This window comes from Paenibacillus medicaginis (assembly GCF_042138635.1).
Classification (GTDB): domain Bacteria; phylum Bacillota; class Bacilli; order Paenibacillales; family Paenibacillaceae; genus Paenibacillus; species Paenibacillus medicaginis.
Genome location: NZ_JBHIRY010000006.1, coordinates 12,440 through 35,929, shown reverse-complemented (window position 1 = coordinate 35,929; position 23,490 = coordinate 12,440). Strand labels below are relative to the sequence as shown.

Genomic DNA, 23,490 nt, shown 5'->3' with positions numbered 1-23,490 from the left:
AATTACAGATGGCTGGCCAAGAAACGCTGCCATGCCACCCTCATTTCCAGCGTCTCCATATGTCCGCCCGAAGCGATGACAGGCTGCCAATGCTCCGGCTTGCCTGCTGCGCGATAGGCTGCCGACAGCCCTTCCGCTAAATGCTCAACCCCTTCGATGGGACACAGCCGGTCGTTCCTGCCTGTCAAGCTCATGCGTGGGCGCGGCACGATCCTTTTTTGAATATCCAATGTAGTGAAATGCTTCAGCAACCCGGGGACATACGAATAAAAGCCGTGATGGTCCAGGCCTCTTTTGGCGATAAGCGTGTGGGCATCCACCTGTCCGCAAATGTCGATGACGACCCCAATCCGTTCATCGAGCGCCCCCAGCCACCATGCCATCAAACCACCCATCGACATGCCGATGGTGGCGATCCGGGCAGCATCGATTTCTGGACGCGTACACATATAGTCGAGCAGACGGCGATTATCGTAGAGCATCATGCCCCACATGACCCGGCCGTGCCACAGCATTTCCTTTACCAGCTCGCTTTCGGCCTTGCCCCCCCGTTCATTAAATCCCCACATGTCGATGCAGCACACCGCATAACCCATCCCTGTCAGCACCGAAGCAAATGACGGCTGCTGCAAATACGGACTGCTGCGGATCAGCTCGTTGCGGCCGTTGGCATAATCTCCGCCATGAGAATGGTTGAACACGACCAGCGGATAAGGCCCCTCACCTGTTAAAGGAAAAGCGATAGAGGCAGGAACCCGCTCCAGCCCGTTAAGATCCAGCAAAACGGATTCCAGCCTGTATCCGTCCTGCTCTTCCTGTCTCAATACTTCCGCCGAGATCGGCGTTGCCGGAGGGAGGTCACCCAATAAGCTCAGCAGCAAATCCTTTTCCACGCCCATCCTCCATCCCCATCCTCTCCGTTCACAAAGTTGATGCCGGTGTTACGGTTACATGTTCCACCAGCTTTTCCGGTTTGGCGGTATTTTTCGAGCGGCAGTTGATGACCTCAACATCTTCCCCGTTTTCAATGTAAAAAGCAGGCCCTTCATGATTCTCGATCGTCACCTGCTGGAACAAAATGTCCCGTACATTGCCCAAATAAAAACCGCGCTTCTGCATCTCTTCCAGACCTGACATCATGGCCGGAAGGCTTGGAATAGCTGGTTCAGCCATGGAAATGTCGATATTGGTGAATGTAATTTCGGAAATAGACTGCTCCGCCAGCCCGTACAGGAAGCCGGCGGAGGCGTGAACGTTGCGAGCCGTGATGTGGTCAAAATGAATGCGTCTGAAGCATGGCGTTTCCTCTGTGACCGGATACGGATTTTTGTCCCATACATATTTGTCCTTGCCGCGCGGGCCGCAGAAATAATACAGGTTCAGAATGAAAGGACAAATGACCTGATCCATGACGATGTTGGTCACCCGGATATCCTCAACAGTTCCTCCGCGTCCCCTTCTGGACTTGAGCCGGATACCACGGTCTGTCTGCTGGAAAACGCAATTGCTGATCGTGACATTACGGATGCCGCCGCTCATTTCGCTGCCCAGCACCACTCCGCCATGCCCGTGCACCATCGTGCAGTTCGTGATCGTAATATTTTCACAGGGGATGCGCTGCTCGCTGTCTTCCGTCCCTGATTTAATCGTAATACAGTCATCCCCGACATCAATGCTGCAGTTGCTGATGCGCACATTACGGCACGATTCCGGATTGATGCCATCCGTATTCGGGGAATCGGCAGGGTTATAGATGGACAGGTTGTCAATCGTGATATCGCTGCAGCGGATCGGATTCACCGTCCAGGACGGCGAGTTGCGCAAGTTCAGGTCTTTGATGGTTACCCGCCGGCAGCCGTCCAAACTGATCAGCTTGGGACGGGGAAACTGCAAATCCTCGGGCGCGTTCCGCTGCTTCTCCCACCAAGGCTGGCCGTTTCCATCCAGCGTGCCTGACCCAGTGAGCGAGATGTTTTCCAGGTTCTCACCATAGATGCAAGAGGCATGAACCTGTCGGTTCACCCCCTCCCATCTGGATTGCACTGCCGGATAATCCTCGGGGTCCGCGCTGAAGCACAGCACGGCGCCGGGACTCAAGTGCAGCTCAATATTGCTTTTCAGAAAAATAGCGCCCGTCCGGTACGTTCCCGCAGGAACATACACCGTGCCTCCGCCGACCCGGCTTGCTGCTTCAATCGCATCCGCAATGGCTGTAGTAGCAAGCGTCTCGCTATCGTGGGACGCTCCGTAATCTGTGATGTTATACACCTGCATTAGAACTCTCTCCAATCTGCTGTCCGGCAGGGTCCTTCAGTTGCTCGTACTCGCAGCATGCCTTCAGAAAAGCCCCCAGCCCTTTCTGGTCATTGGTTATAATCGGCTCGCTGATATAATAGGCGAACGTTCCGTCTCTCTTGTCGGCACCGCCCAGGCCTGCGACCTGACAGACTTTGTTCAGATTGATCAGGCCCTCTTTTGTTTCCGTCACAAATTCGGTGATGATACCCTGGAATGCCCGATCCAGCGGAGCGTTCCAGATTTCGTCCAGCACACCCAGCCGAACGCCTTTGGCCATGGCATATGTGATCATGCTGGAGGCGGAAGCCTCAAGATAATTGCCCTTGCGTTCCCCCTGATCGACCACCTGATACCAGACGCCGGTGGCCTCATCCTGATATTTACGCAAAGCAGTCAGCGTATCCCTCAGGATGCGGCATAGCTCGTTATAATCTGTATGGCTGCCCGGCAGTATCTCCAGCACATCCGCCAGTGCCAGCACATACCAGCCCAAGGAGCGCCCCCAGAAGTTGGGGGACAATCCCGTGTCCGGGTTGCACCATGGCTGCACACGCTTCTCGTCCCAGGCATGATACAGCAGGCCTGTAGCCTCGTCCTTCGTATGCTTTTCACACAGTATGAACTGCTTTGTCACATCGTCCATCCCTTCACCATTTTCGAAGGTCAGCAAATATTCGAGATAAAACGGCGAACCCATATATAAGCCGTCCAGCCAGATTTGGTAAGGGTATATCTTTTTATGCCAGAATGCCCCCTCGGAGGTGCGCGGATGTGACTTAAGCTGTTCCCTTAACAGGGCAGCCGCTTGCTTGTATTTTTCCTGCCCGGTTTCGTGGTACAGAGAAAATAACAGCTTGCCATTGTTGATATGATCGATGTTGTACTCTTCCTGATGATAACCACGAATGCTCCCGTCCTCCTGGATGAAGTAGTCCATGTTGTCCTGGATGAACCGGAAATATTTCCGGTCCCCCGTCTGCTTCCATAGTGCCTCAAAGCCTTTCAGCACAACCCCGAAATCGTAGGACCACTTGCTGGCATATCCTCTTGCCTCATACAGCCTTGGCGTACGCTGCATAATGGAGTCAGCCGTCCTTACGGCCCACTGTGTATGCAATTGTTTTCCCTCCCCGGTGTGATCATTTCATTGTATTCTTCCCTTCTCAGGGATTCGAGCTTTTGTAAGCCTCCTCATATTCGCTGATGATTTGGCTTCCTCCGGCATTTCTCCAGTTCTGTACCGCCTGCTTGAATCCGTTTTCATCAATTTGGCCCATGATATACATGATGGTGGCGTCTGTGCTGATCTTATCGAGCTCTGTTCCCTTTTCATTGGCGGTTGCCGAGTCCAGCGGAACAGTTGGGTCCAGCACGGCAAATTCAGCGTTCTCTTTCACCATTTGGTTGACCAATTCCTTGTCAGGGTCAGCATCCTTCAAGGAATAGGTGACCTCGCTCGGTCTGGAGCTGGAGAACGGCTGTACGTCTGCCTCCCACTTATCCTGATCCAATTTTTTGAACGCCCCATTCTCGTCAATCTCATAATGTACACCTTCAATTCCGCCGGTCATGTACATATAAACCTCTTCGTCGATTAAATCATCCACAAATTGCAGCAGCCTCTTCAACTCAGCCTCGGATTTCACCTCCGACTTCGGAAATGCCAGCAAACCGCCAACGCCGTTGCCCTCGGACCAGATATGATATTGGCCGTCACCTTTTGAAATCTTGTTGACAGGCACGACCTGCATCCCGTCCTGAATCCCTTTTGCCAGATTCTTCAATTTTGAGATGTCAATCATGCCGGTATATATGCCTGTCTTGCCTTGGACAAACTGCTGCTGCTGATCCGTCTTGGCTGTGACCGCAAAATCCTTGATCAAATAACCGTTTTCATAAAGCTTGCGGGAATAGTTCAACGCGTCCATATACTCCGGTGTCTCAAATTCAGGCGTAAATTTGCCCTGCTCGTCAACCTTCCAACCGTTGGAAGCGCCGAAGTAAGAACTAATTGTTTTAAAGCTGCTATATTTTAAGTCGGAACGGTCCCCGAAGCCGACCGTATCATCTTTCCCATTCCCGTCTGGATCGTCCTCCGTAAAGGCCCTGGCCACTTCATACAGCTCATCCAGTGTCTTCGGGACCTCCAGCCCCAGACGGTCAAGCCAGTCTTTGCGAATCACCAGTCCGCCCCGGGCCAAATCCTTCTGGAAGGGTACGCCATACAACCCGCCTCCAATGGAGGCGGCTTTCCTTACTTCCTGCGGGATTTCCTTCAGGTGCTCGTAATCATCCAGGTAGGGACTGACATCCCAGAACAATCCGGATTTCAAGGAACTGCGCACAGATGAGTTATCCAGCAGCGTCAGGGTAACAATGTCCGCCAGTTGTCCTGAAGCAAGCGCTGTGGTAATCCGCTCCTCCTTGGAGGCATCTGGCACCCAGTTAAAGGTGATCTTCGTATTGGTATATTCCTCAATCTTCTTCTGAATGACATCCGTCGGCGGAGAAGCTGTGTGCAGGATGTTCAGCCATGTTAAGGACAGGGCCGAATTCGGGTCGTAAGTTTGATTGGCGTCCGCCCCCTTCTCGCCTGTCCCTCCTCCGCAGCCGGTTAAAACCAGAGTTCCGGTCAGAAGAACGGCTATGCTGATCGCCAACGTTCGCTTAAAGCTCTTTTTTTTCATAGGCTCTGCTCCTGTTATGAATGAGTTTTATGAGTGAATTTCCTTATACGCCGCTTCATATTCCTCAATCATCCGGTTGCCGCCGGATTTCTTCCAGTTCTCCACCGATGCCTTGAAATCTTCCAGGCTCGATTCGCCCAGAATATACTTGTAAGTGGCATCTGTAATGATTTTCTGCAGCTCGGAGCCCTGTGTTGTGAATGTTTCCGAGTCCAGCGAATAAGCGGGATTCAATACAGCATGTTCCGCATTTTCCTTGATCAGCTTTTCGGATTTTTGTTTCAGCGGATCGGCATCATGAATATCATAGCCATACTCTTTGGGACGACTGGAAGAAAGCGGTTGTACCTCCTGCTGCCACAAATCCGTATCGGTAATCGTCGTTGCATTATCCGCATCTACCGTATAATGTGTGCCTTCGATACCGTAAGTCATCAACGCGTAGACCTCCTCATCCATCAGGTCGTTGATGAATTTCAGGATACGCTTCAATTCCGCTTCATCCTTCACTTCCGATCTCGGGAACGCAATCAGGCCTCCGATGCCGTTGTTGGCCGCCCAGATGGCACGGTCGCTTTCGCTGCCGGTAGATGTAACATTGTTGACAACTTCAAGCTCCATGTTGTCCTGTACGCCTTTAGCCATATTCAGCAGGTTTTTGCTGTCAAATAAAGCACCGACATAAATCCCGGCTTTCCCTTGGGCGAATTTTTGCTGCTGGTCCGTCTTGGCAGTCACAGCAAAATCCTTGTTAATGTAACCATTATCAAATAACTCTTTCATAAAATTCATCGTATCTATATATTCCTGGGTCTCAAATTCAGGCGTCATTTTGCCGTCTTCGCTGACCTTCCAGTTGTTCGGCACACCAAAATACGAGCCCAGCGTCTTGAAAGCGCCGTAGATCAGATCATTACGGTCCACAAAGCCGGTTGTGTCAGCCACACCGTTGCCGTCAGGGTCCTGTTCGGTGAAAGCTTTCGCAATGGCCTTCAGATCATCCGTCGTTTTTGGAAGCTCCAAGCCAAGCTTATCCAGCCAGTCCTTGCGGATGGTAATCCCGTTGCGGGCAAGATCCTTCTGGAAAGGGACACCATACAACTTGCCGCCAATGGAAGCCGATCTGCGGGTATCCTCGGAAATCTTCGCCAGGTTCGGGTATTCATCAAGATACGGCTCCACCTCCCAGAACATGCCGGATTTCAGCGCATTCCGGACAGATGAGTTATCAAGAATCGTCAGAGTAACGATGTCCGCCAGGGAGTTGGAGGCCAAAGCCGTATTGACCCGCTCCTCCTTGGAGGCGTCTGGAATCCAGGAGAACTGAATGTCTGTGTTCGTTTTCTCTTCAATCTTGTTCAATACGGTATCCGTTGGAGGAGAAGCTGTGTGTAAAATATTTAGCCAGGTAATCGTTGCTTTTGCGTTTTCATCATAAGTCCCCGCATCCTCTCCCTTGCTTTGGCCGCCACTGCAGGCTGTCAGCAGCAATGCGCAGCAGAGGAACAAAACCGCCGTTTTTTTGCCTTTTCCCTTCATCTTCACTGCCCCTTTTTATATTTTTGGTGAAACGGATACTGCTATATCTTCCTCCTCCGCCGCAGCCGCCCGTTCCATCCGGGTGAATACCTGATGGGTCATCCACATGACGAGATAACCCATCAGACTGGCTCCGGCAAAAGTAAGAATTCCTGGGTAAAACCGCAAAATAAGTCCCCCGGATACGGCAATCGCCACAAACAACACAAGCGTATACTGCAGGTGGGAGAAGCCGATTACAAACGACATCCGGATTTTGAAGCCGATGCCCTTCCAATCGTAATGGACGAGCAGCGGAAAAATATAAGCCAGCGAAATCATGTACAGAAATACGCCAAGCAGCACGACCACCCGCACATACCAGGAGGAGACATACAGGAGATCGACATACAGCACATATCCGGCGAGACCGTAGATGATCCCGAGTAGCACTCCCTCCTTGAAATTCTCCCGGAAGTACCGGACAAAAGCGGGGAATATGGCCGTGTCCTCATTGCCGCGAATCCACTGCCGCTGGATGCTCAACATGGCGGCCGTCGCCGGACCGATGCCAAACACGCCCAATCCCAAGATGACAGCCAGTGTCCATAACAGATTCAAATACACCAGCCGCAGCAGACGCATGCACCATTGGTTCAGCGTTTCCACAAACTGTATCATCGCGCATCCTTCCTATCCTGATTAATAAACGCCATCTTCTCCGAATTTTTTCGCGAGTTTGTTGGCCAACACTACCAGGACCAGGCCTACGACACCTTTGAACAAACCTACCGTTGTACTAAAGCTCAACTGGCCGTTCTTGAGGCCCGCCGTGTAGGTATACGTATCAAAAATTTCGGCAACCTCGCGGTTCAGCGAGTTCAGCAGCAGATACATATGCTCAAATCCGAGGTCCAGCGTGCTGCCGATCTTCAGGATCAGCAGGGTAATGATGACAGGCCGGATCGCTGGCAGCGTCACATGCCAAATTTTCCGTAACCGCCCCGCTCCGTCCATTTCTGCTGCCTCATACAGCTGTGTATCCACGACGGTGATGGCAGCCAGATAGATGATGGTGGACCAGCCGAGCTCCTTCCAGATGATCTGGCCGATATAGACCGGCCGCAGCCAATCCGGCGACGTCAGGAAGCTGATTTTCTCGCCCCCCAGACTGGCGATCAACTCATTGAGCACCCCTCCGTCCACGGTCATGAACACGTAGGAAATGGAAACGATGATGACCCAGGACATAAAATGCGGGATATAAATGACCGTCTGCACAGCCGTTTTGAAATACCGGTTCTTCACCTCATTCAACATCAGGGAGAGAATGATCGGCAACGGAAAGAAAATGACAATATTCAGCGCGAACAAAATCAGCGTGTTGCTCAGTAACATAAAAAAAGTAGGCTCCGTAAACAAGCGGATAAAATGCTTTAACCCGACCCACGGGCTGCCCAGAATCCCGAGAAACGGCTGATAATCCTGAAACGCGATGATCAGCCCGCCCATGGGAAAATACTTAAAGATGATAAAATACAGCACTCCAGGCAAAACCATCAGATACAGGAGTTTGTTTCTTCGGATACTTTCGAACTGACTGGCCGTTTTTTTCCTTTTTTCCATTTTCACATCCACTGCTGCAGCTGTTGAAACCTTCACTTGGCAACCTCCTTTAGACGCTCCGTTTACGTCTTCCAGCGTATGTGTTTTGCTGCATTCCGTACATAATCATTAATTGATAGCGTTTGCAAAATGCTGTAATACCAAGGCTTTCCACGCTTCTTACCTTAGCTGGTGATTACTTTATCAGCTCATGATTATCCACTGCCTAAAGGCCTCTGCTGCCCGCACAGCAACACCTCACAAGCTGATTATGTACGTAACCGGGGACTGCTGCTAAAGTCTACATGTAAACGAATACAGGGAGGATAACACATGGCACAACCACTCAGAAAGAAAAATACTGTGGGCGGCCGCATTTTCACAGCGGTAAACAGTACACTGCTCATTCTCATCGCCCTTACCTGTCTCCTGCCTTTTGTAAATGTAATAGCCAGCTCCTTCGCTTCAACCCAGGAGGTGGTGGCCAAGAAGTTCATTCTGTTCCCGACCACGTTCTCCCTGGATGCCTACAAGTACATCCTTTCCACACCGACTATTTTCAAAAGCCTTGGTGTATCTATTGGGGTGACATTGGTGGGAACCTTCGTAAGTATGGTGCTAACGGCATTTATGGCCTACGGATTGTCCAGAAAGTATCTGCTCGGCAGAAATATCATCAACTTTCTTGTCGTCTTCTCAATGCTGTTCAGCGGCGGCATGATCCCGACCTTTCTGGTGGTGAAAAGCCTCGGCTTGATCGATTCCTATTGGTCACTGATTCTTCCGGTCGCCATCAACGCCTTTAACATGATCATTATGCGCAACTTCTTTCAGGCGCTGCCCGACAGTCTGGAGGAATCGGCCAAGATGGATGGCGCAACAGACTTTGGCGTATTCCTGAAAATCATGCTGCCGCTGGCGCTGCCGTCCATTGCTACGATTTCCTTATTTTATGCCGTTACCTATTGGAACACTTATATGAATGCTATTCTCTATTTGAACGATTCCAACAAATGGCCGATCCAGATCCTGCTGCGCCAAATCGTCATCGTCTCCAGCGGTATGCAGGCTGAAAGCGGCTCCGTGGATGTCCTTCCGCCAGCCCAAACGATCAAAATGGCGGTGATCGTGGTAGCAACGGTTCCGATGCTGATTGCGTATCCGTTTGTGCAGAAGCATTTTACGAAGGGCGCGCTGCTGGGAGCGGTTAAAGGGTAAGGAAACCATAACTTCCAAGTACTTAACACGAAAAAGAAGTCTTCGCTCCCGCATCAATCTGCAGAAGCGACAGGCTTCTTCTTTATGTTCCTAGTTGTCCTTCATTGACCTCAATTGGCCCTTAGTTGGCCTGCTTCATTTTCCGGTATGCTCCGGGCGTGACATGCTCCTTCTTGCGGAAGGAGCGGATAAAGTTCTGCGGATTCTGATACTGCAGACGTTCCGCAATTTCCTTGATCGTCATGTCTGTGTCGATCAGCCATTTCTTTGCCATATCCAGCCGGTAATTCATCAGATAGTCGCTGAAGGTGGTGCCAAATTCTTTTTTGAAAATGCTGCTCAGGTAGTTCGGATTGTAATGCAGCCGGTCGCCGATCATTTCGAGCGACAGCTCATGGTCGTATTCGGCGCGCACGATCGCGGCAATTTTCTCCGAAAGAGAGCGGAACTGCTGGTTCGTCTTCTCTTTCATGCTGCGCACCATCGGGAAAATCACCTGCTCCACAAGCAGGCGCTCCACCTCTTCCGGATTGCGGATGCTCAGCACCCGCTGGTACAGGGCGTGATTGTCCTGGGTCATCAGCACATCAATACCCAGCACCTGCTCCAGCTGGATCAGGTTATTCACCAAGCGTACGAGCGTGACTTCCAGATGGACAGCATTTTTGTTATGCTTCATCAGCTCGGCCAGCAGCGGATACAGTGCGCGCGAAACTTGTTCCTCATCCCCGAGCCGGATGGCGTCAAACAGCTGTGTTTCCAGCTGCACGGGATAATGCAGCAGCACCGGACCCGAGACGACCTTAGTGATGTCTTCATAAAAGATAATCGACTCCTTGCCCAAATTCAGGCGATGGTGCAAAGCCTGCTTGCTCATCTCACAGGCCTCCTTGCTCTGCAGCAGGTTGTCGTACGATTTGCTGATCCCGATGCTGATGGAGCATTGCAAATACTCCTTCACTGTGCGGATCATCGTTCTGGCATATTCCAGCACCTGTCGCCGAATCTCCTGCTCGTTGTTTTCCGCAAAGGCCACAATGGTCGCCTGGGTGTCATCATTCAGGATGATCGGAAGCAGCCTCCGTTCCGCCGGGATCACTTCCTCCGCTACCTTATTCACCGCCAGCAGCAGCACGTCCTTGTCGGACGCCCCCCGCTTGCCAAGGTTGTCGAGCTGGACAAGCATTGTCACATACACGCGGTTGCCCAGCATGTTATAACCAAACCGAGGCAATTTGTGCTCCAGCTCCTCCCTGGTAATCCGGCTGCGAAACAGGTTGAGGATCAACTGCGTTTCCAGTTGAGGCAGCTCTGATTGCACCAGCGTTTCCAGGCTTTTCTTCTCTGTAATAATCGAATCGATGGAGTTAATGATCCAGTCGATTTCATTGTTGGACGTAAATTGCGAGCCCTCCGGCAGACTGCGTTTGATGCGTAATATCGGTTTCGTAAAATAAAGGGAAATCGCATAAGCGGCCGCCGCGATCAGCAGCACGAGCAGCAGACCCATTGTAATCAGGCCGAAACGCGTCATTTTCAGGGCATCATTCACTTCTTTCTGATCCAGCGGGGTGATGTAGGTCCAGTTGTTGTAAGCGGATTTGGCAAACAGCACCTTTAACGGCGCCTGCTTGGGCCGCTCCAGTGTAAGCATGCCCGCATCCTGCTGCGCGGCGGCTGTGCTGGAGATGGTGTGCAGTTGATCGGCCGTCAGCAAGCCTGCCCCCGGATCGGTTTCATACATCAGCTCTCCCTGCTTGTTAACAATCAAGACGGCCGGATGCTCCCCCGTCTTGATCATACGGTCCAGTGTCTCTAACGAGATGTCCGACAAGGCGATCGCCTGCTTTTTCGTGGAGAAGGCGGGCAGTGTATTCACAAAACGGATGCCGGTATCCATTTTGAGCCAGAATAAACCCTGGGCCTGATTGTTGATATAGGTTTCATACAAACGGTCCAGATCCGCTTGTGTCAGATGGGAGAGGCTGCCGTCCGAAAGCTGCCATTTCTGCTTCAGGCTGATCAGCGTATAGGTCGTTCCTTCCATCCCCATCGAAGCGATATAGTTGAGCTGTGTATTGATGTTGCGGTAGGTGACAAAGTCCTTCTCGGTAATGGGATTCTCGACCACTTCGTTAAAGGATTGAGTTGTGCTGTATGTACTGAAAGCGTATTCAATTGTCTGGATTTTTTGCTCCAGGTTATTTTTAATCTGCCTGATGTAGCTTTCCTTGCTGTCCGCCACCCGGTCAGCGACGGAATTCATGGTATGGTAATAAATATATATTTCAAAGCTGGCGACAAGCCCAATGCCCAAAACCAGAATCGGAATAAAAATTTTGTAAAACATGACCCCTTTTTTCATCGCGATCCTCCATTGATACGTGTAATTATATGTAATTATAGCGTTTCCAATGTGGGGAAGCTATGATAAAGTTCAAGAACTTGGCGTGAAATCATGAATTTTTCACACGTGAAAATTGGGCATGGGGCCTGCTTCATCCGGTAACTCAATTCCGAAAGCCTCCTCAACAGCAACCATGAGACGAATAAACTCGATTGACGTTATTCCGGTATTCATATCCATCCACCTCATGTCTCTTAAAATGCCTACTGCAATAAAACACTTTTAATGATTTGAAGCGGTTTCACGGTATCCCCATAAGTATCGCTCGTGATAGTGATGTTCATCCCCAAGGATGGAACAACACAGCAATACTGCCCTCCCATGCCCATTGCAAAATAATAAGTACCGATATTGGATGCTTGGGAAACCCACCAATGCCGTCCGTAATGACCGAAAGCAGGATAAGTCAAATGTTCGGGCTCTGTCGTGCGAGCAATCCATTCTTCGCTTAACAACTGCTTTTTCCCCCATTTTCCTTTATTTAAGTACAAGCTGCCGAACTTATGCAAATTCTGAACGGTCATATGAAGGCCGAACCCACCAATGTTCACGCCTTGTGGGTCCTCATGCCAGATAAAATCATTGCAACCGAGATGGGAAAATAAGTGACGGACAGCGAAATCGCGAGCGCTTTGCCCCGTCGTTTTTTGCAAAATGGCGAGCAGCAACTGGCTGCAGCCCGAATTATAGTTCATCGTCTCTCCGGGTTCGGTAAGCAAAGGCCGCTCAAGTACATATTTCACCCAGTTCGTGCTATGAATCATATGCGGCCATCCCCCCCACTCCCCCATTTCTGGCCAATCAAAACCGGCAGTCATCGTCAGTAAGTGATCGATTGTAATGAGCTGTTTTCTCTGATCGAGATCGTCCAGCAAAGATGGAAAGTAGGTGGAAATCGGCGTACTCAAGTCCGGAATATGTCCCCTTTCAAATGCGATGCCGATTAAACAGGAGGTCACACTTTTCGTGCACGAATTTATTTTGTGCTGTTTTTTTTCCATCTTCTTATTCTTAAAAAATTGATAGACAATCTCATTGTCAACGCTGATCAAACAGCTATACACTTTTTCCTTAACTAACAATTCAGACAATAAACCACTATACCATTTAAAAAGATTATCCGTGGAATGTCCCAATCTGCTCACTCCCTGCCGCTTATACGTTACACCTATCCATTTTCGTCGTTTGCAACACGACGCACTTCTAAGCGATTTCTTGGCGGTCGCTGTCCACACCATACTTTGCTGTATAAAGAGCTGGGCAGGCTCGGCTCTCAGCCTGAACTGGTGAATGAACTACGGAAGCTGAACCAAGAGGTCCTCCGCTTTGATTTACCTACCGCTCTCATTCTCGACCTGGATTCCACCGTGCAGACCCTATACGGAAATCAGTCCGGCGCGGCCAAGGGAGTGGATCCACACAAGCCTGGCGTCAATGTTACCATCCTCTGTTGGCCTTTGAAGACCAGACTCGTTTGAATTTGAATGCAGCCCATGTGGAGCGTAACCTTTCGATATTCAGTTCCTTGCCCTCCACGGTAATTTCAATCCATACGCTCCATACGGAGCGTAACGTTTTATTAAAGATATGCTCATCATGATTGAGTATGATTTCAATCCATACGCTCCATACGGAGCGTAACTTGCCTTCAATTAAGGCATCATGACCGTCAAACATTTCAATCCATACGCTCCATACGGAGCGTAACGAGAATACTTCGTATTATATTTCCCAGAGCAAAATATATTTCAATCCATACGCTCCATACGGAGCGTAACCTGGGTAACCTTCCGTGGCACGGGGGAACTAACGATTTCAATCCATACGCTCCATGTGGAGCGTAACCTGGACAGACGCCTGTGTAAGCTCCGTCCGGATCGCAATTTCAATCCATACGCTCCATGTGGAGCGTAACTGAGCAAATTTTAAGTGGGCCTGGTGCTGGACGTATTTCAATCCATACGCTCCATGTGGAGCGTAACGCAGCTCGTCCTTATCAGGAACCTGTCCTGTCCGGACATTTCAATCCATACGCTCCATGTGGAGCGTAACCTATTCCTTTTGATGGGAAAACATACTCTGTTGATCTATTTCAATCCATACGCTCCATGTGGAGCGTAACGCGACAGCAGCGACACACAAACCTGCGTATAATGCTATTTCAATCCATACGCTCCATGTGGAGCGTAACTTATTATCTAACAATTTTAATGCAAGTTCTCTTATTTCAATCCATACGCTCCATGTGGAGCGTAACTTTGATTGTGAGGGTAATGGAATCCTTGTTTACGGAATTTCAATCCATACGCTCCATGTGGAGCATAACCTTATGATAAAATTTCAATGCGGTCGTGCTTGCATTATTTCAATCCATACGCTCCATGTGGAGCGTAACGAGGCGCTCTTGCCGGATGACCGGATTGACTCTATCATTTCAATCCATACGCTCCATGTGGAGCGTAACCAGATATACTGTGTTTTGGTTTCGACCTGGGGAATTTCAATCCATACGCTCCATGTGGAGCGTAACTCCGATCCTATTCAGACGACGAAAAACTAAGAAAATTTCAATCCATACGCTCCATGTGGAGCGTAACGATTGCCGGCATTCTGATCAGCGCCAAGTTTTTAGAATTTCAATCCATACGCTCCATGTGGAGCGTAACAACCACGGGAGCATGAGAAGGGAGCGACGATACATGATATTTCAATCCATACGCTCCATGTGGAGCGTAACTAATGCGGCGCAGTCCGTACAGGTAGAGGGTGGGGTGATTTCAATCCATACGCTCCATGTGGAGCGTAACTCTATGCGCGTCCTATCTAGGGCGAAGATCATAATTTCAATCCATACGCTCCATGTGGAGCGTAACGATGCAATCAAGGCGTCCCAGGATGCAAAGACCAAATTTCAATCCATACGCTCCATGTGGAGCGTAACGACCAGGCGCATGCCAGGACGCTAAATGATCGTGAAATTTCAATCCATACGCTCCATGTGGAGCGTAACTACCTGGTAAAAAGCCTCCGGGAGGCGAAGACCAGTATTTCAATCCATACGCTCCATGTGGAGCGTAACCCAACTGAAAATATAGCGATATGGAATGTGGACAAAATTTCAATCCATACGCTCCATGTGGAGCGTAACCCTGCAGCAGCGTACAGGCCACGTGAGCGCGGAATTTCAATCCATACGCTCCATACGGAGCGTAAGAAACTTTACAGCATACGATCACGAAGCGTTCAGATTTCAATCCATACGCTCCATACGGAGCGTAAGAACTCAATACGACCAAACAAACGCTAACCGCGCTAATTTCAATCCATACGCTCCATACGGAGCGTAAAGCGAAAATGCAGGGGATTCATCTACTATGGGCATGAATCCCCCACAAATCCTTATAAAACAATGCTTTAAAAGTTTCAATTCACAGTTGACTTTTTCACTTCCACCATAAAAAGGGGTGGTTTCGACAAAATTCGCGGTGCGAATGTCCCAGGGATTTCATGTGCGCTTCACATTCGCACCTCAGAGAATGAGGGGGCTTTCCATATCATATGACTCTTTCGCTCCTATATGGTCAACCTTCGTTTTGTAGTTTTCTCCCAAATTATAGAATCGCAAACTATCCGTATTCTTATCGATCAGCTCTTCCAATTCATACTTCAACTTGCGAAGCTGAGTGGAGTCGAGAATGCATTCAAACACCGAGTTTTGCACACGTTGACCGTGGTCTACACATTTCTTGGCTACTTTAGTCAGACGACGTCTGCCTTCTTTATCCATTGTGCTGACATCATACGTTATCAGAACCAGCAACACAACACCTACTTCCACAAAAATGGCGGATATTCATCAAGATCCCCACGGATATGTCGGGCCAGCAGCAAAGCTTGGGCATAAGGAACGAGGCCCCAAGGTATTTTTTCATTCAAATAAGGGTGTATGATCTTATCCTGTTTCCGCTCCTGCCATGCCTTGATCACTACTTTCCTCGTCTCATCTTCCATAATAACAGCGCCGTTCTCCTTCCGGTAGAAGCCCTTGGCATTAATGAGCTTCTTATTGATCAGAGAAAGCACAAAACGATCAGCATACACACCCCGCAGCTCCTCCATCATATCCAGTGCCAGCGACGCACGCCCCGGCCTGTCCCGATGCAAAAAACCAACATACGGATCCAGTCCCACGGATTCGAGCGCCCCCTTCATATCGTTAGAGAGCAGTGTGTATGTAAAAGACAATAACGCGTTAACATTATCCAGCGGCGGGCGTTTGTTGCGGCCATGGAAGAAAAACTGCTCCTTCTGCTGCAAGATCAGATCATCAAACACCGAATTGTATTGAACGGCTGCCGCGCCCTCCAAACCGCGTAATATATCCAGAGCTTCCACGCCGCGAACCAAGGACATCATCTCTGTCAGCGAGGCCGTGACCCGCTTCACTCTGTTCGTATCGATACGCAGCGGATAATCTCGAATCGCCCGCTCCAATATCCACTTATGGTTATACAATTTGCCAACGATCATATTTCTTGCCATTAGCGCGCTTTGGCGCTCATCATCCGAAATCCGGTATTGCTGCTTGCGCAGCACGACATTCCCGCGATCCTCGCCGATAACGCGCGCCAGAAACCGTCCAGTGCGGGTCATAAAGGTCAGTCCGATATTGCGGGTTGCACAAGCTCCCATCAAAGCCGGACTCACGCCTGCATAACCGAATGTGCATACTGCCTCAAAATTATGCAGCGGGAATCGGCCAATCGCTTTCTCTTCCTGCTTGACTACAATATTCTCACCATCCAGCGACAAATACGTGTCCGGGATCGTCACAAAAAGAGTATTTAACAGTTTTTTCATTCCTTAATCCTGCTTTCAATATAGCTTGAGACCGTTTTCCGAGCCAGCATTTCAGGCAAACATACCAAGTTCAAGGAGCAGCTCTGGCAATGAGGCCCTGTCTTTGCTTTTGGCGTATGCTTCCTCTCATAGTAATGCCGCATCTCCTGTACACTCTCTTTGACCAGCTCCCGATCTGCCGCAGTAATAGGCACTTCCACCCGATGCTTGATTTCATCATAATAGAAATAACCCAGCGACAAATCGCATACGAGCATCTCTTCCAGGCAAATCAATTGGGCAACAAGCTGCGAACGGTCGGAAGCATTGCGCTTAGGCTTGCCCCGCTTATATTCAACAGGATAAGGAAGGTACAAACCTTCCTCCCCTGCCAACGGTACGCCTGATGCATCACGGATAAATTCCACCACATCACATATGCCTGTCAGACCCAGCTCTCTGGAGTGGATGGGCATGGCGCGAACGATGAGCTTGTCCCCTCTCTTCTCTCGAATCAGCGGCTGATCCGCCTTCTCGTGCAAATGGGAGCCTTCAATGGTTCGCACGTTCTCCGCCCACTGCTGTTCAATATGAATCAACGCCCACTGCCGCCTGCAAAAGTTAAAATGCTGGATACCCGACAGCTGCAGGTAATCGTCTTCGTCATAAACCTTCATACTGCTGGCATTCCAGTCCATCAAGCTGCTGCAGGGTGAATGTATAATCCTCAAATTTCGTTGCTTGAGCAGCATCAGGATTCAGCTTATAGTCAAGCGAACGATGAACCTTTGCCGACGAATATTGACCCAGCTTGCTCTTGTGCTGCCACCAATACAACTGGTGAACCTCCATGCTGCCATCAGGACGAGCAGAGGACGTATCATTCGCGAACAGAGTGCGCAACGCTTCCTTCAGTTTCTCGGCATCCTCGATGGTGAAGCCTGTTTTTTCGGCCAATTGCGTATTAATACTGCCATAGAACACATACACGCCAAAATCCACCCGATGCTTCATGCCCATCGTATCCGAGCTTTTCTTATCCGGGTCCTTCTGCGTAACGGCATTTACGCTTTTGGTAATTTGCATGCTGGAAATATCGATGGGATCGATGCTTACAGCGGTATGGATGGATACCGGACCGCGAATACCAATCGACACATCTGAATCTTTGAAAGCAAACACTTGACCGAAGCTGCGAACGTCGATCCATGATTTGCAGGCTCCCTGGGCGTAAAGCTCATTGTTCTGCTTTTTCCCTTTAGCAAATTCCTGAATGTCAGGGTTGGCATCCGCGCGATCCTTAATACTGCGATAACCGTCATCGCGCCGCTCATCAGATTGAATGAGAATCACCTCTCCCATATCTTGCCAACGGTTGCGAATCTTTCTTTTGATGCACACATCGGAAATTTCACCACGGCCGTCATAGCTTTGGCGAGGGCGATTGCCGTTTAACGGGTCACCATTGGGATTCGCATTACGGACAGACAAGACAACAGCAAAATCTATTTTATGATCGAGAATAGTCATTGGATTCGCTCCCTGTTATTTGTTTTTTTCTTGCACATCGTCATCTTGCTTCAAGCCGGCTTGCGCTGCGGCTTCTTTATCCTTCTTGCTTGTGTACAAATCCCAACGTTGGCTATAGAGGCCCAGCAAATAACGCCCGCTCAGCGGTTTGTCGTTATAGTCCTCGATCTTCAATCTGTCGCCAACTTCATCAATTAACTTGTTGTACCGAATAGCATCCGTTCCCATTCGGACTTGATAAGGCACCAGATTAGACTGAATAATATCCCAGGTCCGTCCTGGGTGCTGGGCAAAAGTACTCATGTATCTCATTGCGTTCGTAGCCCGCTTCTCGTCTTTGCCAAGCGCATTTCTCTCCAGCACATCGGCGATGGCTAATAGCCTGCCGAACAAATAGTCACGATCATCTGTTTCTGTATTCAAAGCCACTTTAAAGCCCTCCTTCTCATATTTCTTGTTAATAAGCGCACAAGCAATGCTCAGCGTCTTCTCCCATTCCCAAGGCTCCATACCTACCGGATTGGAAGCGCGGCTGATTGCGCTGCGTACAATATCAAGCGGAATACTGCGACGATCCACAATGCAAGGCAGCACCCGTTCCATCAGCCCTTTGACCACCTTATCGCTGGCTCTCGGACCGTAAGCGGCAAAAGCGATATCCCTCGTTGCCGGTGCACCGGGGAAGGTGATGATTTTGCCTTCATCACTTTTACGCCGATGCTCCCAGAAGCAGGTTTCATGCCAGTATTGCAAATTATCGAGGAACGCCCCCCTCTTCATTTCGTTGTAATAGACAATAGACATGCGTCCAGGAGTTGCTGCATCGAGAACCATGATGATCACATTGGACTTATAATCGCTCTCATAGCGGTGGCCGTTGATTCCTTTGCGAATTTGATTGGCATACTCCTTATGTGTGCTGTCTCCGCCTGCCTCCTCCTCCTCGGGCTCCGGGAACAAAGTGAATACGTCCTCATGCGGATCCGGGACCTCCAATTGCTCTGTTCCCCATACCAGGAACACCCTTCCATCCTTCTGAACACCTTGCTTCTCGATCAGCCATTTAAGCGCATTATGCGCCTTCTGTGACACATCATAGCTCACGGCTGCCGCCTCGCGGCTCGTCTTGAACCGCCCGCGATAGGTAAAGCCTGTCGAATCATTCGCCGAGATCAGCTTCGATTTGTCTCCCGAATTACGAATCCGACTCGCATGCTTGTCTGCATATGGCAGCCGCTCACCGGTCACATAACATAACTCGGTTTCCTGAAGGCTTGTATTATAGAATTGAATGAATGACTCTTGAACAGCGCGATCCCTCCACAGCCTCGACTCTGCTTCACCTGGAATTTGTACGGCAAAACGGATAAAGGCAGAGCTTTGCTCAGAGGCGATCACCTTAAAAATGGTCAGTTGTCCCTTCAGCTCCGCTTCCAGTTCCGGTGGCAGCTTATCCCGCAGCCTGTTGTTCTCATCGACCCAAAGCTTTTGATCACGGATCAAATCCGCCATCAACGTGCCTTTGCGCAAATACTCGTAGACACTTTTCACTTTGGGGTGAGAAGAAGGCGATTCGCACCATTCACGAAGCTGTGCCATGTAATCAGCGTGCGGCGTGCCTCTCACTTCTCCGCAATAGGTTGTGAAATCGCCAGCCACATAGACGAGTTTATCGAACAGCGGATATGGGACTGGAGCACTCGTCCGGCTGGCCGAAGCCTCGGTGCAGGGAATAATGGTATTGCTGTCGCTTTTGTCCACAATCGCGGCATATCGATAGTTCCCGTTTCCATCCAGAAAAACCTCAATATGTGCGCTTTGCGTCGTATGTGATATGGGAATCAGCGCGTATTCACGGTCAAATCGGTTTTTCTCAAATTGTCCGATCAGGTTGGCATGGTTCTCATACGTCTGGTTCAAATTTGCAAGCCAGGTCATTTACACCCTCCCCTCTGGAAAAAACTCATCGTGTAGTTCATCCGCAGATTGCGTGTTGACTGCGTTGAACGTCTTGACCGAGCCTGCGCTGGTCTTGCGAACCATCGTACATTGCTCAGGTCGAATAAACGTAATGATGCCTTTCTCCATTTTGGCACGCCATAGACGGGTCTCCCGCTCTGTTCGCCCTGTTTCATCCGGATAATTGATGCCATGCACCATCGTGCCAAAGTCGATCTCCGGCACTTCATCATAAGCCCCTGTTCCCTCATCGAAAACGCATGGCTCTACATAACCCTGGCATTCACGTGTCCCCAGGAAAATATCTCTGCGTCCGCCAACCTGAACACAACGTTTGGCAATGTTATGATGCTTAAATTCGTTGCGGTCATGAGCCAGATCCTCTCTAAGCTCGTTGAACTCAAAATGCGCCCTGACTCTGTAGCGAACATCTCGTAAATACGTGTAATAGGCAAGTGTATTGCCACCGTTATATTCAATAGGGCGCATGCCTTTGGATTCCGTCTGTATGATGTTCATCACCCGAACTTCATCAATGATCCATATCAGAGTCGGTTTCCAGTATACGGAAGAGACGATTCCTTTCAGCGATTCATAGGTTGGCACCTGATAACTAAACTTCTCTCCTCCAAGCTTTGTCATAGGGTCGGTAAATAAAGCGTAGTTACCGGCCACTTCAAACTCAATTTGATTGCGCAATTCATTTTCTCCTTTCTTATTTTTACAGCATCGCGGGCTACCACACACCTTCACCTGCGGACTCTACGCCAAAGAACTCGTTGTACGCCGGTTCGCGCAAGGCGAGCACATGACCATGCAATAGCGGATATAAGTCGCCGTTTTTCTCCAGCTTTTTCTTGTCATGCTCATAGATGTTCACAACATACTGCTGCGACTTCTTCAGAAGATCTCCCAGCTTGCGTATATCCAGTTCACCATTCAAGTCCGCGATCAGCGTCTTCGCTGCTTCATCATAAGGAACAAGCACCGCTGTCGCCCGATTGCTGATCGCTTCGAAATGTTGCTCGGCTGTCGCCAAAGCAGCAGGGGTAACCACGCCGGGATGCTTGTGATGCGTTTTCTTGTAAGAATCGAGATAGTAACGGTTCGCCCCTAGTAGTTGGAACAAATTTGCTTCCAACCCCTTAATCCTGTACTGCATTTCATCCTTCATGTGCGCAAAATAGTATTCAAAATATTGCCTAACCGCAGCAACCGACAGCAAATCATGATCATAAAGCTCGGGCTGTGCCCGGAATTCCGCCAACAGCCGTGTAGTCTGATCGGCCCCACATTGAATTTCCTTGAGCTGTTTCAAACTCTCATCTGCCGCTTTGATAATGTACACTTGACGCAATGCATCCTTGCCATGGCGGTTGCACCGCCCCGCTGCCTGCGCGATGGAATCCAGTCCAGCCAACGAGCGCACAACACATTCAAAGCTGATATCCACCCCGGCTTCAATAAGCTGTGTGCTTACACATACCACCCGTTCCTCGGCCTCAAGCGCTTCCCTCATCTTCTTCAGCACTGCCTTCCGGTGAGCCGCGCACATATTCGTGCTGAGATGAAAGAGTTTAAAACCACCTTTTCCCAGATCATCACGCTCATGCAGTTCCTCATACAGCTTGCGTGCCGCCATCTTCGTATTCAGAATGATGAGCGTGCTGTTGACCTCTTCCATTCGGTCCAGCACAAACTCGCCCAGTTGATCAGCCTTCCAACCCAGCGGTGTCGTCCGGTCCACAATCTCAACACGCTTGAAATTCTTGCCTACCTCGGCCATATCCCCAATCATCTCAGGCCGTTCAGATAATCGCAGATTATGCTTAACGAAATCCAGCGCAGGCTGCGTAGCTGTACATAACACCACACTCGAATGGCCCAAAATATGCAGGAAATTCAAAGCCGAGTTAAAGAGCGAAATACAATTGACAGGAACGGACTGTACCTCATCAAAAATCATGACTGCATTAGCAAGCTGATGCAGCCTGCGCACATTGCGCGTGCCTTTGGCATAAAAGGTATTCAGAAATTGCACCATCGTTGTAAAAATAATGGGACGATCCCAATTGTCCCGAGCGAGCTTCAGCTTTTTTCGCTGAAAGTCGTAGGCCTCATCCTTCATCTCGTCCCTGTCGCTGGAAACGTATGTATCCGCTGCCCGAGCCTTCTTGTCTTCATCGATGACATTGGAATGGTGTTCCAGAATCATATCGTCTTCCCCGATGATTGTTCTGATCTCGTTGGCGTTCTGCTCAATAATGGTCGTGTAAGGTACGATATAAATAATTCGTTCCTTGCCGTGTTCAATCGCATGCTTCAAGGCATAGCGCAGGCTCGCCAGTGTCTTGCCACCCCCCGTCGGAATCGACAACGTGTATATGCCAGAAGGTTTAAGGGCAAATTCCTCACACTGCCAAGACATTTCACGTCGCAGACGGTTAATCGGATGATCTGCATTCTTGCCCGTCTCCAGCTTGTGGAGATGCTGTTGTAAAGCATCGTACGCTCTTCCAAAAAATGCAGCATGATCTACGGGCTGCTCCGGCTCCTTACCCTCTTCAAAAACCCGCGTACTCGTCCGATCCGCATCGATCAGGCAGCTGAACATATACTTAATGAGCAAGGAAGGCGTAATTTCGGATAACCTATGTTGTTGGACGATACCCAGCAAATGATGGACCTCTGCCACAGCATCTGCAAAATAAGAATCCAGCTCTTCCACAGATACAACACTCAGAAACTCTCGCTCTGCCTGCTCGTATTCTTGCAATTTCGTCTCAACGACCCTTTTCATAAAAGGCGAAGTCTGCTCGGCACTGATAAAGTCTCGCAACCCTCCATGATGTGAAATGATGCAATTCGCTATCCATTCCGCCGCTACTTTGTCCAGTCCCTTCGTGGAGCCTGCATGGTAACGACGATAAATGAACCTGCCTCCGGCAGTGGAATGGTCCACCGAACCGCGCTTGGGCGGCGCATCCGTGTTAGCGGCAGCTTGCTGAATGTAGTTGTAGAACTCATTCGTATTTTTGCCGAAATCATGCAGCCAGCCCGCGATTCCAGCAAGGTGCTTAACTCCGATTTTTCCGCCACGACGCTCGCTGTACTCCTTCACCTCCTGCAAATGTACCTGGACTGTCTGAATCGTCTTGTCCTTCTCACGGATATGCGCGATATAGTCCATTTGACTCCCCCATATCATGAATCTTTTGTCCTACTAAAATAAGGAATAAGGTCTTATTGACGTTATTCGACGAATGATGTCGATCTCCTTCCAGAAAGACATTAATTTTGGTAAAAATCTAATATCAGACTATTTACGCATAGAAATAAGCTGCCAGACACTCGGAATCCCTTGTGTTTAGCAGCTTACTAATTTAACTCCCTCAGAGTAAGAGGTATGCACGGATTTCATAGTAGGGG

At 49.6% G+C, this 23,490-nt stretch carries 18 protein-coding genes, 1 pseudogene and 1 CRISPR repeat array; of the genes and pseudogenes, 2 read left to right on the top strand and 17 right to left on the bottom strand.

Annotated features, from left to right (window positions below; genetic code table 11):
• Positions 1–2 precede the first annotated feature (2 nt).
• The 7 genes from ACE5LO_RS08305 to ACE5LO_RS08275 are packed head-to-tail and all read right to left on the bottom strand — an operon-like array spanning position 3 to position 8,129.
• Positions 3–899 carry a dienelactone hydrolase family protein gene (locus tag ACE5LO_RS08305; protein WP_375519564.1) on the bottom strand — a complete coding sequence of 299 codons (897 nt, stop codon included), beginning with the start codon at positions 897–899 and terminating at the stop codon, positions 3–5.
• A gap of 22 nt (positions 900–921) precedes the next feature.
• A complete protein-coding gene (locus ACE5LO_RS08300) occupies positions 922–2,274 on the bottom strand; it encodes a glycoside hydrolase family 28 protein (protein WP_375519563.1) in 1,353 nt (450 codons plus the stop codon).
• Positions 2,261–3,415, bottom strand: coding sequence for a glycoside hydrolase family 88/105 protein (locus ACE5LO_RS08295; protein ID WP_375519562.1), 1,155 nt, complete (start codon positions 3,413–3,415; stop codon positions 2,261–2,263). The genes ACE5LO_RS08300 and ACE5LO_RS08295 overlap by 14 nt, the downstream gene beginning before the upstream one ends.
• 46 nt (positions 3,416–3,461) lie before the next feature.
• On the bottom strand, positions 3,462–4,985 hold the full coding sequence (locus tag ACE5LO_RS08290) for an extracellular solute-binding protein (RefSeq protein WP_375519561.1): 1,524 nt from the start codon (positions 4,983–4,985) through the stop codon (positions 3,462–3,464).
• 27 nt (positions 4,986–5,012) lie between these two features.
• Positions 5,013–6,524 carry an extracellular solute-binding protein gene (locus tag ACE5LO_RS08285; RefSeq protein WP_375519560.1) on the bottom strand — a complete coding sequence of 504 codons (1,512 nt, stop codon included), beginning with the start codon at positions 6,522–6,524 and terminating at the stop codon, positions 5,013–5,015.
• 15 nt (positions 6,525–6,539) lie between these two features.
• Positions 6,540–7,184, bottom strand: a complete 645-nt coding sequence (locus ACE5LO_RS08280; RefSeq protein ID WP_375519559.1) for a YesL family protein — start codon at positions 7,182–7,184, stop codon at positions 6,540–6,542.
• 21 nt (positions 7,185–7,205) lie between these two features.
• The gene (locus ACE5LO_RS08275) at positions 7,206–8,129 is read right to left on the bottom strand and encodes an ABC transporter permease (RefSeq protein ID WP_375519736.1); all 924 of its coding nucleotides are present in this window, start codon (positions 8,127–8,129) and stop codon (positions 7,206–7,208) included.
• A gap of 312 nt (positions 8,130–8,441) precedes the next feature.
• Here ACE5LO_RS08275 and ACE5LO_RS08270 point away from each other — a divergent pair, with 312 nt between their 5' ends.
• Positions 8,442–9,326 (top strand): carbohydrate ABC transporter permease, encoded by an 885-nt coding sequence (locus ACE5LO_RS08270; protein ID WP_375519558.1) that lies wholly within the window; start codon positions 8,442–8,444, stop codon positions 9,324–9,326.
• 121 nt (positions 9,327–9,447) lie between these two features.
• Here ACE5LO_RS08270 and ACE5LO_RS08265 read toward each other — a convergent pair whose 3' ends face one another.
• The 3 genes from ACE5LO_RS08265 to ACE5LO_RS08255 form a co-directional block, all read right to left on the bottom strand.
• A complete protein-coding gene (locus tag ACE5LO_RS08265; RefSeq protein ID WP_375519557.1) occupies positions 9,448–11,691 on the bottom strand; it encodes a helix-turn-helix transcriptional regulator in 2,244 nt (747 codons plus the stop codon).
• Between the two features lie 102 nt (positions 11,692–11,793).
• Positions 11,794–11,907, bottom strand: a complete 114-nt coding sequence (locus ACE5LO_RS08260; RefSeq protein ID WP_375519556.1) for a phosphopantetheine-binding protein — start codon at positions 11,905–11,907, stop codon at positions 11,794–11,796.
• A 29-nt stretch (positions 11,908–11,936) separates the two neighbouring features.
• A complete protein-coding gene (locus ACE5LO_RS08255; RefSeq protein ID WP_375519555.1) occupies positions 11,937–12,869 on the bottom strand; it encodes a serine hydrolase domain-containing protein in 933 nt (310 codons plus the stop codon).
• A 37-nt stretch (positions 12,870–12,906) separates the two neighbouring features.
• On the opposite strand from ACE5LO_RS08255, the pseudogene ACE5LO_RS08250 reads away from it, so the two are divergent.
• Positions 12,907–13,222, top strand: a pseudogene (locus tag ACE5LO_RS08250) (IS1380 family transposase); the annotation flags it as partial.
• A gap of 51 nt (positions 13,223–13,273) precedes the next feature.
• A CRISPR array of direct repeats spans positions 13,274–15,081; the repeat unit is 33 nt; unit sequence ATTTCAATCCATACGCTCCATGTGGAGCGTAAC.
• A gap of 181 nt (positions 15,082–15,262) precedes the next feature.
• Here the strand turns inward: ACE5LO_RS08250 and cas2 are convergent.
• The 7 genes from cas2 to cas3 are packed head-to-tail and all read right to left on the bottom strand — an operon-like array spanning position 15,263 to position 23,251.
• Positions 15,263–15,553 carry a CRISPR-associated endonuclease Cas2 gene (gene cas2, locus ACE5LO_RS08245; RefSeq protein WP_375519735.1) on the bottom strand — a complete coding sequence of 97 codons (291 nt, stop codon included), beginning with the start codon at positions 15,551–15,553 and terminating at the stop codon, positions 15,263–15,265.
• An 8-nt stretch (positions 15,554–15,561) separates the two neighbouring features.
• Positions 15,562–16,593, bottom strand: coding sequence for a type I-C CRISPR-associated endonuclease Cas1c (cas1c, locus tag ACE5LO_RS08240; protein WP_375519554.1), 1,032 nt, complete (start codon positions 16,591–16,593; stop codon positions 15,562–15,564).
• Complete coding sequence (gene cas4 / locus ACE5LO_RS08235; protein ID WP_375519553.1) at positions 16,590–17,249, bottom strand: CRISPR-associated protein Cas4; 660 nt, start codon at positions 17,247–17,249, stop codon at positions 16,590–16,592. Before cas4 ends, cas1c begins: the two co-directional genes overlap by 4 nt.
• Positions 17,236–18,102, bottom strand: a complete 867-nt coding sequence (cas7c, locus tag ACE5LO_RS08230) for a type I-C CRISPR-associated protein Cas7/Csd2 (protein ID WP_375519552.1) — start codon at positions 18,100–18,102, stop codon at positions 17,236–17,238. The genes cas4 and cas7c overlap by 14 nt, the downstream gene beginning before the upstream one ends.
• A 15-nt stretch (positions 18,103–18,117) precedes the next feature.
• Positions 18,118–20,040 (bottom strand): type I-C CRISPR-associated protein Cas8c/Csd1, encoded by a 1,923-nt coding sequence (gene cas8c, locus ACE5LO_RS08225; RefSeq protein ID WP_375519551.1) that lies wholly within the window; start codon positions 20,038–20,040, stop codon positions 18,118–18,120.
• Positions 20,041–20,760 (bottom strand): type I-C CRISPR-associated protein Cas5c, encoded by a 720-nt coding sequence (gene cas5c / locus ACE5LO_RS08220; RefSeq protein ID WP_375519550.1) that lies wholly within the window; start codon positions 20,758–20,760, stop codon positions 20,041–20,043.
• Positions 20,761–20,797: 37 nt separating this feature from the next.
• A complete protein-coding gene (gene cas3, locus ACE5LO_RS08215; RefSeq protein ID WP_375519549.1) occupies positions 20,798–23,251 on the bottom strand; it encodes a CRISPR-associated helicase Cas3' in 2,454 nt (817 codons plus the stop codon).
• Between the last annotated feature and the right edge of the window lie 239 nt (positions 23,252–23,490).